The following is a 16,667-nucleotide window of genomic DNA, read 5'->3' on the forward strand; positions in this document are numbered from 1 at the left end:
TTTCCTGATATGACAAAACAATTCCATCCTTAAATTAAGGATTCGTTAGCATAGGCTTAGGTAAAAATAAGAGTTTGTCCTGTTTTTCTCTTTATTTTCTTCATTAAAGTTTTATTAGGAATGCAAAAAAACCTCAAAGAATTTTCCTTGAGGTTGTAATATATAATTGTTTTGAAGTCTGTAGTCAGTATTGGTTTATGTTACTGTCATTACATATTCCTTCTGTATTTACCTCCCACTTCAAACAAGGCGTTGGTAATCTGTCCAAGAGAGCAGTATTTCACTGCATCCATCATTACTGCAAATAAGTTCTGCTGATTGATGGCTGCGTATTGTAATTTTCTGAGCGCTTCTTCAGACTGGCTTTCATTGGCATTCTGGAAGTTGTGAAGGGCCGCGATCTGTGCCTGTTTCTCTTCTTCGGTAGAACGGATAACTTCTCCCGGACGTACCGTTGGTGAACCGTCTTTTCCAAGGAAAGTGTTTACCCCGATGATCGGATATTCCCCGGTATGTTTCAGCCATTCGTAATGCATGGATTCTTCCTGAATTTTTGAACGCTGGTACATGGTTTCCATAGCTCCGAGAACACCTCCTCTTTCAGTGATCCTGTCGAATTCAGTATAAACAGCTTCTTCTACAAGGTCTGTCAGCTCTTCAATAATGAATGAGCCCTGAAGCGGATTTTCATTTTTAGCAAGACCTAATTCTTTATTAATAATCAGCTGGATCGCCATAGCTCTTCTTACCGATTGCTCAGTAGGGGTGGTGATCGCCTCATCATAAGCGTTGGTATGAAGTGAATTACAGTTGTCATAGATGGCATACAATGCCTGAAGGGTAGTTCTGATATCATTGAAATCAATCTCCTGAGCGTGAAGAGAGCGCCCGGAAGTCTGGATGTGATATTTCAGCATCTGGCTTCTTTCGTCTGCTCCGTATTTAAGCTTCATAGCTTTTGCCCAGATTCTTCTGGCCACACGTCCGATCACTGAATATTCGGGGTCGATACCGTTTGAGAAGAAGAAAGACAGGTTGGGAGCAAAATCATTGATATCCATTCCACGGCTTAAATAGTATTCCACATACGTGAAACCGTTGGCCAGTGTAAAGGCCAGCTGTGAAACCGGATTGGCCCCTGCTTCTGCAATATGGTATCCTGAAATAGACACCGAATAAAAGTTTCTTACCTTCTCTTTAATGAAGTATTCCTGAACGTCACCCATCAAACGAAGGGCAAACTCAGTAGAGAAGATACACGTATTTTGTGCCTGGTCTTCTTTCAGAATATCTGCCTGAACGGTACCACGCACGGTAGCAATCGTGTAGGCTTTAATTTTTTCATATTCTTCTTTAGGAATAATTTCATCTCCGGTAATTCCCAGAAGTTTTAACCCTAGACCACTATTGGAAGGAGGAAGTTCTCCATTGTATTTTGGCCTTTCTAATCCTTTATCATCGAATTTTTCCTTAAGCTTGGCTTCAACTTTAGCCTCGAGCTTGTTTTCGGCAATATATTTTTCAACGTTCTGATCGATGGCTGCGTTCATAAAGAAAGCCAGCAGCATTGGAGCAGGACCGTTAATCGTCATGGAAACAGAAGTCAGGGCATTCACCAGGTCAAATCCTGAATATAGCTTTTTAGCATCATCCAATGTAGCGATAGAAACCCCTGCGTTTCCGATTTTACCGTAAATATCCGGCGGTAAAGCAGGGTCCTGACCGTACAATGTTACAGAGTCAAATGCTGTAGACAGACGTTTTGCCGGCATTTCTGCAGATACATAATGGAATCTTCTGTTGGTTCTTTCAGGGCCGCCTTCACCTGCAAACATCCTTGTCGGATCTTCTCCGGTTCTTTTGAACGGATAAATCCCGGCGGTGTAAGGGAAGCTTCCCGGAAGGTTTTCCTGGCCTTTCCATTGGATCAGGTCTCCCCAGTCATTGTATTTAGGTAATGCAATTTTTGGAATTCTTAAATGGGATAAAGATTCTGTAGAGGTTTCAACCTTAATTTCTTTTCCACGTACAAAATAAGAATAGAACTCTTCATGGAATGCTTTTTTTGTATCATCCCATGTTTTCAGGAAATCAATATTTTCCTGCTGAAGATCTTTTTCCGCTTTTTGATATTCTGCATCCAGAGCTTCATTGGAAATGATATTTTTTACCCCTTCAATATGATACATTTTTCTGGCTAATTCTGCCTGCTTCTGGATATTTGCATCATACAGCCTGTTATTTTCAACGATTTCAGAAAGGTAACGCACTCTTTTCGGAGGAATAATCGTTACTTCATCTGTAATTTCCTGCTCGGCAAAAGTTTTCAGTCCTAATTCGGCAAACTTTTCATTGACTTTAGATATCAGCCTGTTGTATAATTCTGTAGTCCCGTGGTCATTAAACTGAGACGCCTTTGTAGCATAAACCGGCATGCTTTCCAACGGGCTTTCCCATAGAAGATGGTTTCTCTGGAATTGTTTTCTCACTGCCTGTAATGCATCTAAAGCCCCACGTTTATCAGACTTGTTTAAAGCTACAAGATCTGCATAATCTAACATGTCGATTTTCTCCAACTGTGTTGAAGCACCATATTCAGGCGTCATTACATACATTGAAACATCCGCGAAATCCGAAACCTCGGAGCCCGATTGTCCGATACCCGAAGTTTCCAATATGATCACATCCGGATGAGCCAGTTTTAAAACATTCAAAGCTGAATGGATGAACGGCGAAACGGAAACATTGTTTTCTCTTGTTGCCATCGAACGCATATACACCCTTGGATCATTGATCGCATTCATACGGATTCTGTCTCCTAAAAGTGCTCCTCCGGTTTTCTTTTTTGAAGGGTCAATAGAAATGATAGCAATTTTTTTCTCCGGATTTGAACGGATGAAGCGTCTTACCAATTCATCTGTTAAAGAAGATTTTCCGGCACCACCTGTACCGGTGATACCAATGATCGGGATATGTAAGTCTTTCGATTTTTCGTCAATTGCTTTTACCAGCTCAGGTTTTTCATCTGAGAAATTTTCAACAGCAGAGATAATTTTAGCAATGCTTGTCGCATTTTCAAAGCTAATTGAATCCAGGTCATTGGGCGTTACTTCTTTTCCTGTTGCGAAATCAGATCTGTTGACCAGGTCATCGATCATCCCCTGAAGGCCAAGCTCACGGCCATCATCTGGAGAGTAGATCCTGTCGATCCCATAATCCATCAGGTCTTTAATTTCTTCAGGCAGAATGACACCGCCGCCGCCGCCGAAGATTTTAATCTGCGGTGAGTTTTTCTCCCTTAAAAGGTCATAGATGTATTTAAAATATTCATTGTGACCACCCTGATATGAAGTGAGGGCAATGGCATTGGCATCTTCCTGAATGGCTGTATTTACAACTTCTTCCGCTGATTTGTCGTGTCCCAGGTGTATGACTTCGCATCCCGTTCCCTGAATTACACGGCGCATAATATTAATCGCTGCATCATGCCCGTCAAATAACGACGCGGCTGTTACAATTCTTACTTTGTTTTTAGGAGTATATTTTTGGGTTTCCATAAAAAATCTAGAAAATTTCTGAATTTTCAAATATAATAATAAAATACCAACCTTATTTTACTATTTAAGGTATTGAAAAATAATTCATTATAACTTTTTAAAGATTTAATTTTCTCCCGTTTGAATAAACATTCGTTTAGATATCATCTTTAAATTATCTACTTTTGCAGAATATTTTATGGTATGCAAAAAGCTCTTATTTATTTCGCGCTGGGAACGGTGATCAGTTTTCTTATCAATTATTTTTTTCTGAGCACTCAAAACACAGGCCTGGAAATATATTATGCATTGGCATTTGGTTTTGCCTGGGGACTGGCCTATTATTTAGATACGCCGAATTTTACATTACCCCAAAAACTGGGTTTGTCTTTTGCCGCAATGGGGATTCTGGTGCTTGCCGGGACTTTGATTTTCAATCTGGAGCTAGCAGTTCCTTCCATCCTTAAATTTTCAACTGTTTTTGTGGCCTACTATTTAATTGCAAGTTTCCGGGGAAGCAAGTCTTTACGTAATTAATGGATCATTAGGAAGCTTATATACAGAAGGCCGATAAGCATCAGCATGAGTCCGAAAGAATTAATTATAAATAAAAGAGAGCCTTTAAAAATACTGATTCTTTTCTTTGTTTCATAAACTCTGTGATGGGCTACGAAAAAATAAATGGCAAGATAGACAGTAAGTGCCATTGAGAAAAGTGTGGATATGAAATTAATGATGCCATAATCGGGTAGGAAATCCATGACACTTGATTTAATCATAAAAATCAGGATTCCTAATAATAAAAATGAGAAATAATGGAGTGTGAAAATGCCATGGTCGAAATACCACCATTTTTTCTTGTTGTGAAATAGCCACAGGAAGAAAGCAAATATAGGAAGGTATACGAACAGAGCTTTGGGAAGGGTATGTGAAAAGGTTTCTACAAAACGTTCTTTGATTTGTTTCTTATTTAATCCTCTTTCTTTCAGCTCAAAGGTTTTCTTGGCAAAAGGCCTTGTAAGAAGATAAAGCACGCCTCCGTTTTTTTGATGTAAAGAATCATACTGCTTCATATTTTCAGCTCCGAGCACTTTTGTATTGCTTTCGGTGAGAGTTTCGTCAATCAGATCATCGTTGTCTGCGATCGCCTGTTCTTTCTTTGAGTCACTTTCTATAGTATCAATAAGTTTTTTAACATTAATCACATTTTCGTCTGTAAGAATTCCTTCTTTCTTAAGGTTTCCCAATGCTTTTTCAGTCTTTTCTTTTTTTATTCTTGTTTCTTCAGCGGAAGGTTTTTGGATATCATGAGATTGATCTTCTATACTGGGAAGAAACCCCGGGAGCAGGAATGTAATAAAACTGATAAATATATAAAGTTTTACAGGGGCAACATAGAGCTGCCTTTTACCTGCAATGTATTCTTTGGTTAATTTTCCGGGACGGAACAAGAGATATTTTATGGTTTTCCAGAATTGTCCGTCATAGTGTGTAAAATCCTCTATGAAATGGGTGAAAAGATAATAGAAAGGTTGTCTGGCTTCCGTATTTTCCTGTCCGCAATAGGGGCAGAATCTTTCTTCTACTGTATGTCCGCAGTTAAGACAGTCTTTTTCCTCCCTGATTTTTCCGTGGCTCATTGTTTTTAGGATTTTGAGCAAATATAATTATTTCAGGAAAAATGTAATGTGAATTTTATAATAATCTTAAGGTATAGGTGTGGATAAATTAATAAAGTAAGAGTTGAGGGACCAAACTCTTTACTTTATCATTTGTGTTTTTAGAATCTTACGAAATTTATTTCCCATCACTGTGTTTCATTTTACAATATGTATGCCAGATAATTCATATAAACCCAATCTTGTCGAATCGTTTAAGTAAAATATGATTCAGCATATTAAATAAAATATGTTTTTAGGTTACAAAAATTATTTGTACCTTTGCACACCCTTATGGGGAAAATTATGTTTAATCTTTAACTAAAACGTGTGAATACATTAAGTTACAAAACTGTTTCAGCGAACAAAGCTACTGCTAATAAAGAATGGGTTGTGGTAGACGCTGAAGGACAGCCGTTAGGGAGACTAGCTTCTACGGTTGCAAAGATTTTGAGAGGTAAGCACAAAACGAATTATACACCTCACGTAGATTGTGGTGATAACGTAATCGTTTTGAACGCTGGGAAAGTAACTCTTTCAGGAAATAAGTGGAACGATAAGACTTATATCTGGCATACAGGTTATCCTGGAGGTCAAAAGTCTATGACTGCGGCTGAACTTCAAAAGAAAGATTCTCTAAAAGTATTGGAAAAGTCTGTAAAAGGAATGTTGCCTAAAAACAGATTAGGATCTGCTTTATTAAAGAACCTTTATTTATATGAAGGAACAGAGCACAAACATGAAGCTCAACAGCCTAAAACAATTAATGTTAACGAATTTAAATAATTAATATGTCTATAGTTCACAAAATCGGAAGAAGAAAAACTTCTGTAGCTAGAGTTTATGTAAAACCAGGTTCTGGAAACATTACAGTAAACGGTAAAGATGCTAAAGAATATTTCTCTACAGACGTAATGGTTTATAAATTAAACCAACCGTTTATCCTTTCTGAAACTGTTGGTCAGTATGACGTTACCGTAAATGTATTCGGTGGTGGAAATACAGGTCAGGCAGAAGCTATCAGATTAGGTATTTCAAGAGCTTTATGCGAAATCAACGCTGAGTTCAGATTAGCATTGAAGCCTGCTGGTTTACTTACGAGAGATGCAAGAATGGTGGAAAGAAAGAAGCCAGGTCAGAAAAAAGCAAGAAAGAGATTCCAATTCTCAAAACGTTAATTTTTTTCAGACATCAGATTGGAGATGTCAGATTTCAGACTTTTTTTCGTCTGCTATCTTATATCTGAAATCTATTAATCTAATTTTAAAAATTGCCCGTTACGTTTAGCATCCAAACGCTTCTCCCATCTAAAGAAGTTGTTGATTGCTTAAAAAGCGGAAAGTAAACTAACAAAAACAGAAAACATGGCAAAAGCAAATGTAAAAGACCTTTTAGAGGCTGGTGTACACTTCGGTCACATGACCAGAAAGTGGAACCCAAATATGGCTCCATACATTTTTATGGAGAAAAATGGTATTCACATTGTAGACTTACATAAAACAGCAGTTAAATTAGACGAAGCTTGTAATGCTTTAGAAAAATTAACTTCTGCAGGTAAAAAAGTTCTTTTTGTAGCAACTAAAAAGCAAGCAAAAGAAGTAGTTGCAAAACACGCTTCTGAACTTAATATGCCTTATATTACAGAAAGATGGCCGGGTGGTATGTTAACGAACTTCGTTACAATCAGAAAGGCTGTTAAAAAAATGAACTCCATCGATAAAATGAAAAAAGATGGTACGTTCGAAACTTTATCTAAAAAAGAAAGACTTCAGGTTGACAGACAAAGAGCTAATTTAGAGAAAAACTTAGGTTCTATCTCTGATATGGTTCGTCTTCCTTCTGCAATCTTTGTTGTTGATATCTTAAGAGAACACATTGCTGTAACTGAAGCTAAGAAATTAGGGATTCCGGTTTTCGGTATTGTAGATACGAATTCTGATCCTAGAAAAGTTGACTTCGTAATTCCAGGGAATGATGATGCTTCTAAATCTATCGATATGATTTTGAATGTAGTTTCTGAATCTATCAAAGAAGGTCAGTCTCAAAGAAAAGCTGATAAAGAAAAATCTAAAGAAGAAGGAGAAAAAGTATCTGCTGATACAGACGCTGATTTCGATGCTGAATAATTAAAGATTTATCTTTGAAATATAAAAACCGTTGAGCAAGTCTTAACGGTTTTTTTATGGTTGGTTTTTATTAATTGGAAAGCTTGATATTATAAGAACTGGTAATAAATTTTGTTTTTTGATATACCGATTCACAAACTCTTCCTGACAGATTGTAATTCTGGTTTTTAAGAACCATGGCAGAGCCTATCTTGCCTGCCCCGATTGGAATCTTTTTAAAATAATTATTACCGCTGATTGTGATCACCATGTTACATCTGGATTTATTTTCGATGGTAACGGATGTTTTAGGGCTGTCAGACGAATCATTTAACAGGTCTGTAAGAACTTCAGCAGTTTCCGGCTTATACGTTTTTATCAGGGCGCTATATTCCCTTTCTGTCTGTGAAGCAGATGAAGTGGAAGAGGTAGTGCGGGGATAAGGGCGTTTAATTGGAGAGCCTGTATTATAATTTGCATTACAGCTGCTTACAATAATAGCCAGAGTAAAACCTGAAAAGAGAAATGCCTTTTTCATATTAAAAATTTGTGATGTAAAATTAAACTTTTTTATTTTTTCAGAACCACCTGATCTCTAACCTCTTCAGGATTATTAATGGTTAGAAAAATGCTCTTTTTTATTTCTTTCTGTGAGCTGTATCGAATATCACATACATTACTGTTCAATGTGTAAGTACCCTTATTGATAACAATGAAATTTTCACCATGAGCAGGAACTGCCATATTGTAAAAATCTTTTCCCTGAATTCTTAGTACCAAATTACAGTCAGAATTATTTTTAAATAAAAGAATCACCTCCTTACTGCTGATATCTTCATTAAACATTGCATTCAGAAGTTTTACGGTTTTATCTTTATGCTGTTTCGATGTAGAAGCTATTAAATGCTTAAACTCTTCAGCTTCTGCCGAGTTAGAGCTTTTCATAATACTATTCGGGATTTCGGAAATCACAGGCCTCGCCTGCATTGGCTTTGCATTTATTTTTCCTTTTGTCCATTCTTCGTTTTTTAAAGCGATCAGTTTGGGCTTTAAAACACTTCTTCTCGGATCCTCCGGATGAGCTGTCTTTAAAAACAGTTCAATTTCGCTTATACTCTTACTGTCAAGGATATTGGCAGAAGATTTTTGAACATCATGGGTTGTGTTGCATGAAAGTAAAGCAAAGAATAAAGGGAATGTAAGTAAATTTTTTTTCATGGTTTATTGTTTTTATATATTAATTTCACATATTAAATTTTTTTACTGTTGTATTTATGTCTAAAAATATCAATATAAGGTCGTAGGATTTTACATATTTTAGTTTTTAAAATGATTTTTTTTCATTTTAAACCGTATGATATCCTGATTTAATTAATCCGGAATTTAATATAAGTAATAGTTTTTCCTTTAGCGGAAAAAAGTTCTTCATAATAAGTTCTGATATCTCTTAAATGTTCTGTATTAGGATCATATTCCGGGGCACCGTAAATATCATGATGGGCGGTAAGTATTTCGTAGCCGGCTCCCTGAAGAAAACCCAGGGTATAGCCATGCAGAAATTCAGAATCTGTTTTTAAATGAACGATTCCGCCAGGTTTTAAAAATTTTTTATACCTGTTAAGAAAGTCAGGATGGGTCAATCTGTGTTTTGTACGTCTGTATTTGATTTGTGGATCCGGGAAAGTAATCCAGATTTCATCCACTTCATTTTCTGCAAAAAAACAGTCTACAAGCTCAATTTGGGATCTTAAGAATGCCACATTGTTCATATTGTTCTCAACGGCTTCCTTCGCTCCAAACCAAAATCTTGCTCCTTTAATATCGATCCCGATAAAGTTTTTTTCAGTAAAGGTTTTGGCAAGGCCCACGGAATATTCCCCTTTTCCACAGCCTAATTCAAGAACAATGGGATGGTCATTTTTAAAAAAATCGGTTCTCCATTTTCCTTTAAGCTCAAAACCGCTTAACGCCTCTTCTCTTGTAGGCTGGATGACATTAGGTAATATTTTGTTTTCTGTAAATCTTGCTATTTTATTCTTGCCCATGACTGTTTATAAAAATCCTGCAAAAATAGCAAAATTTAAACAGATTAATTACTTTAGCTTGAAAAAGAAAGGTCTGGAATTTTTGATTATTTACCTTCTGAGGTCCCCAATGCTACCATAATAGGTTTTTGAATGGTTTTTTGGGAAGCATATTGGGCCCCACACACCAGACTTGTAAAAAGGTAATTTCCTTTTTCTACCACAATTGAGTTTTCATTATGAGCGGGAACGGCAAGCCTGTATTTTGTGGTACCTACTCCCTCCATTCTTACAATAATATTACAGTCGGATTTGTTTTCGATAAGAACGATACATTCCTTTGTCGTAGGATCATTATCGAAAAGGGAGTTTAGTATTTTTACGGTATTGTTTCTATGCTCAACAGGAGAAACTTTCATAAGCATATTGAATTCTTCCGCTTCCGCATTCGGAATAGCTGCTGTACTTGCAGAAGTGTTTACAACAATAGCATTGTTAGCATTACTTGGTGTGTAGACTACTGTAGATTGTTTTGCCGCCAGTTCGGCTTTATATTTAGCGATTTGTTTTTGTTTGATGATGGCATTCATCTCGTCAAAAGTAATTTTTGTAGAAGGCCTTCTTTTCAACAGTGCGAGCATTTCCTGCATCTCTTTCACCTTTTGGTCGGCCGGATGAGCGTTCTTTATATAGTCTCTCATCATGTCCATGACTTTGGGCTTTAATACGGATCTCCGGGGGTCATCAGGATGTGCATCGCGAAGGAAGGCATTGATCTCATAGATATTTTTGCTTTTCAGGATATTGCTATAATCTTTGGCTTTTTTCTGAGCTGAAAGACCAAAACAGATACATAAACTAAATAGTAAAAGTATTTTTTTCATTTAATACACATATATAAGTTAAAAATAAAGCATTTCTATAGGTATGCTTCCTTTGCTGCTGTGATTTGATGTGGTACAATAATACAAACGGAATAACACTATTTTTATTTTTAATCCAAAATGGAAAATAAAGTTATAAAATACGTATATACAAAAAATATACCGTCGATTGACGGTATACTTCTATTCATAATGTGATTTATTATTTTACGATTTCCTGAAGATGGGAATTCCTTAGCCTTCTCTGATAAATAGGCATATATTTTTCAATCGGAATCTTTACAGCCTCAAAATTTCCTGCCTGAATGTAAGGATCAAGACTTTCCGATGAATAAACAAACTGCAGGAAATTATCAATCAAATTTTCAGGAATCTTGAATTTTGTAAAATAATCTTTTCCAAGATAATTTTTAATCTGGCTGACAGACGAGTTCATTCTCTCATAGGCAATGTAACGCTGCTTTTTCTTTCTTTCACCAGATAAAATATCAAAGATACTCTCAAGGCTAAAGGTTAATCCGCCATCTCTTAATCCGGCAACAGGAAGCTGAGGTGGGGTGCCATCACCTTTAGGTTCCGGTAAGCCGATCACTTTTTTAAGTTCAAGTGCCTTATCTTTTTTGGCTAATGCCGTTACATCATATCTTAAATTTCCAGTAGGCTTAAACCTGCTGATAACAACTTCCTGAATATCATGATAAGCAATTTTCAGCTCTATTAAATTTTTAGGCCCAAGCATCTGAGGCGAAAGCTGAATGTCTTTTCTCTCCGTAACAATAGAGGTGAAGCGGATAATATCACCTGCATTCGCCTGGATATTGAAATCTCCGTTATAGTCTGTAAGAACAGTTTTTTGAGTATTAAGATTCGTAACATATACCTGGTTGAGATATAATACTGAATTATCTCTAAGGAATACTTCCCCCGAATATGTTTGAGCATTGATCTTTGCCAGAAAAACCAATAGCAATAGAGTAATAAGATTCTTCATATAATGGGGCAAAATTACACAGAAATCACTCAATTTATACCTAAGTAAATAGTGAAAACAGGTTAAAGTTATATTAAACTTTACCACAGAATTGTTAATGAATGTTATAAATGCCCTTTCTAAAAGAAGTTTTTACAAATTATCTTTGTTTCACCAATAGCCAGCTTGAATATTTTACATTTGTAGTAGCTCCGAATTCCGTCCAGCTGATGGTATACCAATACGTTGCAGTAGATACCGGTCTTCCGCCTAATGTTCCGTCCCAGATATACCGGTTAGATTTGTTCCCTCTGAAAATCTCTGCACCATATCTGTCATATATTCTGAACTCAATATTGTCTTTTTCCATTAATGCCGAATAATCTATAGCATCATTGTGACCATCTAGGTCAGGTGTAATGGTATTGATCAGATTGATGATGGTAAACGGTCTTTGAATCTCCGTACATCTTTTGGAGTCTCTTACATAAGCAATATAGCTGCCTCTCGGTACATTCAGGAAAACATTGGAAGTCTGCCATGTATTCCCATCCAGAGAATATTCATAAGGAGGGGTTCCGCCACTTGCTCCGATCGTTACTGTAGTTCCATTGATATCTATCGAGATGATGGACGGCGTTGGTGCTTCAATCACGTTCACATATTGCCTGTATACGCAGCCATTGGTTGTGAGGTCAACCCAATAGTTACCAATAGGAACATTGGTGATAGAAGGGGTTGTAGCTCCGGTACTCCAGAGATAGCTGTCAAAATTCGGACCTGCATCCAATGTTGTGGTGGTTTGTGGACAGACCATCTGATCCATCAGAAGAGGTGAGCTTTTAGGTGTTTTAATGGTAATGATAATGGTTCCCACTTCAGGACACACTCCAGGTTTTTCAAATCTTACATAGATGGTTTGAGTTCCTGTAATAGTAACGGGGTTGGTAAGTGGGTTTACATTATTTTGAGCATCGGCTAAGGAGCTGTGATAGCTTGCAGTTACCAGCGGATCGGCTGTAAACTGAGCAAGATATTGGTTTAGATCTACCTGTTTGGTACCATCTAAATCGTCATCACAAAAGCTTGCGGTTACCGTGCCGGTTATCAAAGGTATTTTAGCGCCGATATTGAAAACCAAAGGCTGAACTACGGCAGCACATCCATCAGGAGAATCTACCCTGATATAGATAGTTGTACTGGTGCTGAAAGTCCAGGTATTAGGTAATGTAGCAGCAGTTCCGGCATTGGCATCTGTTAAATTGGCATAGTATCTTACATTGGTAAAATAAGTGGGATTATTAAGCACCAAAGGAGTAATATTGGACAGAATAACTGTAACCAGACCATCCATATTATCATCACATAAATTGGCAGTGTAATTTTGCAATACAATGGCTACAGGATAGAGATTTAGGGTGATCTGTGCAATGTTCTTACATCCGGTAGAGTTTTTTACGACAGCGTAAACAATGGTGCCATTGGGAGCTGGGTAAGCCGTAGGTACGGTTATTAATGCCGCTGCATTTTCATTCTGAGCATCTAAAAGGGTAGGATAATAGGTTATTGTTACCGGCGAGTTATTCGTTACATTGGCAGAGGTAAGGTCAAAGGTTCCCTGCCCGTTTATGCTGCAGGTGGTTAACGTAGCATTGTTTACCGTAACTGCCTGGATGTTGATTGTCACCGTCACTGTTTCACAATCCGGGAAATCCGGGTCATTTCCGCAGAATGTATAGGTGAATGTATCTGTTCCTGCTGCTCCGGGGTTGGTAGCTGTATAAGTGATCGCTCCGGTAGTGGCACTTATCGTTGCGGTTCCTAAAGCGGGAGGCGTTGTAATTGCTATGGTAGAGATTACAGGAGTCTGTGGCGAGCTGCTGAAAGCAGGGGTAATAATTTTATCAGTACATATATCATAGGTTGCAGTACTTAATTTGGTACAGTTTAAAACTTTATATTGTTCTGTTATCAAAGGAGCACAGCTTCCCATTGTTACTGCACAGGTATAGTAACCTGATTGCGTTGGTGAATAAGAAACGCCGGTAGCACCCGGGATAAGGACTCCGTTTACATACCATTGATAAGCATTATAAATAATAGGATCTACAGTAAGAACAATTCCGGGAACACAGTCTCCGCCTGATTTTAAAATGACCGGCTGTGTCGGAAAGCCCGCGAAGAAGCCTCCGTATCCTACCGCATCACTCCCGGCATTGATTCCGGCTGTAATTGCTTTATCTGAAATAACGGTGATTGTTCCTGTTACATTGGGTATTCCATAAGTAACCCAGTTATTGGTACCTGTCATGCCGAAAGGGCCGGTACTGACAGGTGGAGTAACACCATTTACCGTTACTGTGGCACCTCTTTCTGTAATAAGGTTGAGCTTTGTAGGGATATTGAGAATTCCGGCAGGGTTGTTATTGGAATGGACAAAATTTTCATCAATCAGTCCCAGCTCGTTAATTTGCTTGGGCAGATAACAGTTTAAGGCAGGAATAAAATTAAAACCACCGGTTGCTACTTCATTACCGACTCCGGAATCTCCGGCCAGCATCTGATAAACATATGCATTTTTTGTGGTTTTAATGTATAAATTATAATGGCTGCTTCCCTGGGCCTGGTATTTGGTATCCGGGATTACATAGTATTCACCGATATTCAATGTGGCAAGGGAAGTTCCTTCATCATTTACAAAGATCTGAGTATTGTTTTCCGTGGCAATGACAAGAACCTGTTCCATATTGGCGCCAACGCTTCCGTTTCCTTTTACAAGAGCAAATTCAGATCCCAATCTTTCAACAGGAACTGCCTGGTCCATCAGGATATCAGAACTTGTGGGAAAGTTACCCGCATATTGGCCGTTAAAGTTACCATTGGTGATATTTACCGGTTTATTGGCAACAATTTTGGCCCCGATAAATCCATCGGAATTTCCGGTAAGGCTTCCGCTTCCTTCTATAATATAAGATTGTCCTTTATTGAGAGTAAAGGTCATGGTCGGGTTGGTCATTCCTGATGTTCCGTTTGAAAACTGTACAGTAGGTTTATATCCTGAAACCGTAACGGTTGTATTGTCTTCTGTTGCCAGTACACTGGTCATAAAATTCAAAATGGAATTGATTACAGTGATCGGGGCATTGGCAGCATAAAAAGTCTTTCCTGTGGAAGGTATCCCTTTTGAAGTAATGATTTCTGCATGATTGAATACCGAGAATCTCAGATTGGCATAGAACGGGAAATCTGCTTTTAAATAAAGGCCTTTTGATGTAGGAGTAAACAGATCAGCCTGTTGTGTAGTAATGATATATTGCCTTAATACATCAAATTTCTGAGGATTGTTTTTGCTGATATTTACAGTTCCTATTAAGACATTATTATTGTAAATGCTTACAGGAAACGGGGTCGTACGGTTGGTGGACAGGTATAACTTCTGATATGGATTTTGATTGGCAGTTCTGTCCATCATGGGAGCAAACCAATGTTCTCTGTCTAATTGAGCGAAAGTAGACATGAAAACGCAAAGTATAAATAAAAAAGATAGAGTTTTCTTCATTTAGTGCTGGCTTTTGTCACAAATTTAATAATAAAAAGTAGTAATGCCTTGAAAAAATAATAAAAAAACCACGATTTTTGGTCGTGGTTTTCATAGAGGCTTATAAAAATTATTATTCTCTGTTTTTTACAAGGATCCAGCCGGTGAATCGTATTGCAGTCTGCTTTTTATTGGGTTCATTCCAACTGATATCGTACCAGTAGTTTCCGGTAGGTATTTTTTTTCCACCTGTTGTTCCGTCCCATTGATACCCGTTATTTTTGTCACCCTGATGAATTTTGGCTCCATATCTGTCAAAAATACTGAAGACCAGGTTGGTTTTCCGGGCTAAGGATGAGTAATCAATAATATCATTAACGCCGTCTCCGTTCGGGGTAATTACATTGATAAGATTGGGAACGGTAATGGCTACATCTATGGGATCACAATCATAATTATCTTTTACATATACCGTAACATCACCCCTGGGAATATTTTCAAAAATATTAGAATCCTGCCAGTTGGCATTATCAATCGAATATCGGTATGGAGCAGTACCTCCTATAACATGTACGGTAACCGTATTGTTGGCAACTTCTATATTGGTAATGATCGGTTGTTCTGCCGGATATACATTTACAGTTTGCTTGGTAATGCATTCTCCTGTTTTTAATTTTACCCAATAGGTACCTACTGTAACATTGGTTATAGCTTGTGTTAAAGCTCCTGTACTCCATTCATAGCCGTCAAATCCCGGGCCTGCATCTAAGGTGGTGGTGTCTTCCATACAAATGATTTTATCAATAAGTACCTCAGATTTTACCGGTGGAAAAACAATTAATGTTACCTTGGCCACCCTATAACAGCCGTTTGCATTGATTACCTTTATATAAACGACTCCGTTCGGAGCGGTATATGAAGTTGGGGCCATAATTTCATTTGTTCCGTTTTCTGCATCCGTAGGAGATGGATAGTATTTTTTGGTTACTCCGGTCTGTGTGGTCACTGCTGCTGTGGTAAGGTTGAATAATCCTGTTGCTATGTTTTCTTCAAGAAAACAGGTTCTTAAGGTAGCATCGCTGACAACAGGCAATGAAGATACCGTTAAATTTAAAGTTACCTGTTCACAATCAATAAATTCAGGGGCATTACCGCAGAATTTATAAACCATTGTGTCCGGGCCAAAATATCCGAAATTCGGGACATAGGTTATCACTCCTGTTACGGGATCAATTGTTGCTGTACCATTTGCTGGCGGGGTTACAATGGTTACGGTACCGGGAACATAAGTCTGGGTGGAAATGGTAAATTCAGGAATGATGGGCTGATAACCATCACAGACTGTCATTGCTTTTATTGATTCCTGAAGACACGAAAACACTTTATATACAGGGGTTATAGCAGGTGGACAAGTTCCTATCGTAACTTTTACGGTATAGTTGCCTGCCTGGGTCGGAGTATATGAATTGCTTGTTGCACCCGGAATCAAATTTCCGTTTAAGAACCATTGATAACTTTCAAAACTGTCATCCACTTCCAGGACAATACCGGGAATGCAATCTCCGGTTTGTTTGGCAATAACGGGCACTGAAGAGAATCCGGCAAAATAGCCTCCGTATCCGGCGGTATTGTATCCTCCGTTTACTCCTGCCGTAACTGCTTTTGTGGATGTAATTGTAACGTTACCTGCGATACCCTGTATGGCATAAGTTACCCATTGAGTGTTTCCTGTGAGAGGAAAAGGGCCCTGGGATGCAGGAGGAGTATTTCCATTTACAGTTACAGCAGCGCCGGCTTCTGTCAGAATATTCAATTTCAAATTAATGGTACCGGTATAGGTGGGCATTTCATTAATTTTACCGATTTCATCAATTTTTCTCGGCAAAAAACAATTTAATGGCGGTATATAATTATAACCACCGGTATTGTTGGCAGTGCCGGAGCCCACCAAT

At 37.9% G+C, this 16,667-nt stretch carries 13 protein-coding genes; 4 read left to right on the forward strand and 9 right to left on the reverse strand.

What is annotated here, in order from left to right; genetic code table 11:
- Positions 1–209 precede the first annotated feature (209 nt).
- Positions 210–3,557, reverse strand: coding sequence for a methylmalonyl-CoA mutase family protein (locus tag PMI13_RS09985; RefSeq protein WP_007843269.1), 3,348 nt, complete (start codon positions 3,555–3,557; stop codon positions 210–212).
- Between the two features lie 183 nt (positions 3,558–3,740).
- On the opposite strand from PMI13_RS09985, the gene PMI13_RS09990 reads away from it, so the two are divergent.
- Positions 3,741–4,073 (forward strand): hypothetical protein, encoded by a 333-nt coding sequence (locus PMI13_RS09990; RefSeq protein WP_007843271.1) that lies wholly within the window; start codon positions 3,741–3,743, stop codon positions 4,071–4,073.
- Here the strand turns inward: PMI13_RS09990 and PMI13_RS09995 are convergent.
- Positions 4,070–5,176: a DUF3667 domain-containing protein gene (locus tag PMI13_RS09995; protein ID WP_007843273.1), complete on the reverse strand. Its 1,107-nt coding sequence runs from the start codon at positions 5,174–5,176 to the stop codon at positions 4,070–4,072. The two genes, PMI13_RS09990 and PMI13_RS09995, sit on opposite strands and share 4 nt — an antisense overlap.
- 348 nt (positions 5,177–5,524) lie before the next feature.
- Here PMI13_RS09995 and rplM point away from each other — a divergent pair, with 348 nt between their 5' ends.
- From rplM to rpsB, 3 genes are all read left to right on the forward strand, one after another.
- A complete protein-coding gene (gene rplM, locus PMI13_RS10000; protein WP_007843275.1) occupies positions 5,525–5,980 on the forward strand; it encodes a 50S ribosomal protein L13 in 456 nt (151 codons plus the stop codon).
- A gap of 5 nt (positions 5,981–5,985) precedes the next feature.
- A complete protein-coding gene (rpsI, locus tag PMI13_RS10005) occupies positions 5,986–6,372 on the forward strand; it encodes a 30S ribosomal protein S9 (RefSeq protein ID WP_007843277.1) in 387 nt (128 codons plus the stop codon).
- A 186-nt stretch (positions 6,373–6,558) separates the two neighbouring features.
- A complete protein-coding gene (gene rpsB / locus PMI13_RS10010; protein ID WP_007843279.1) occupies positions 6,559–7,320 on the forward strand; it encodes a 30S ribosomal protein S2 in 762 nt (253 codons plus the stop codon).
- 70 nt (positions 7,321–7,390) lie between these two features.
- On the opposite strand, the gene PMI13_RS10015 is transcribed toward rpsB, so the two are convergent.
- From PMI13_RS10015 to PMI13_RS21320, 7 genes are all read right to left on the reverse strand, one after another.
- Positions 7,391–7,837 (reverse strand): DUF6759 domain-containing protein, encoded by a 447-nt coding sequence (locus PMI13_RS10015; protein ID WP_007843281.1) that lies wholly within the window; start codon positions 7,835–7,837, stop codon positions 7,391–7,393.
- A gap of 32 nt (positions 7,838–7,869) precedes the next feature.
- Positions 7,870–8,517, reverse strand: coding sequence for a DUF6759 domain-containing protein (locus PMI13_RS20615; RefSeq protein ID WP_007843283.1), 648 nt, complete (start codon positions 8,515–8,517; stop codon positions 7,870–7,872).
- Positions 8,518–8,666: 149 nt separating this feature from the next.
- On the reverse strand, positions 8,667–9,344 hold the full coding sequence (gene trmB, locus PMI13_RS10025; protein WP_007843284.1) for a tRNA (guanosine(46)-N7)-methyltransferase TrmB: 678 nt from the start codon (positions 9,342–9,344) through the stop codon (positions 8,667–8,669).
- 86 nt (positions 9,345–9,430) lie between these two features.
- The gene (locus PMI13_RS10030) at positions 9,431–10,207 is read right to left on the reverse strand and encodes a DUF6759 domain-containing protein (protein ID WP_007843285.1); all 777 of its coding nucleotides are present in this window, start codon (positions 10,205–10,207) and stop codon (positions 9,431–9,433) included.
- A gap of 202 nt (positions 10,208–10,409) precedes the next feature.
- A complete protein-coding gene (locus PMI13_RS10035) occupies positions 10,410–11,198 on the reverse strand; it encodes a hypothetical protein (protein ID WP_007843287.1) in 789 nt (262 codons plus the stop codon).
- A gap of 139 nt (positions 11,199–11,337) precedes the next feature.
- A complete protein-coding gene (locus PMI13_RS10040; RefSeq protein WP_007843289.1) occupies positions 11,338–14,736 on the reverse strand; it encodes a T9SS type B sorting domain-containing protein in 3,399 nt (1,132 codons plus the stop codon).
- Positions 14,737–14,848: 112 nt separating this feature from the next.
- Entirely contained in the window at positions 14,849–16,600 is a 1,752-nt protein-coding gene (locus PMI13_RS21320; protein ID WP_007843291.1) for a T9SS type B sorting domain-containing protein, read from the reverse strand.
- Between the last annotated feature and the right edge of the window lie 67 nt (positions 16,601–16,667).

It is taken from the genome of Chryseobacterium populi (genome assembly GCF_000282115.1).
Lineage (GTDB): Bacteria > Bacteroidota > Bacteroidia > Flavobacteriales > Weeksellaceae > Chryseobacterium > Chryseobacterium populi.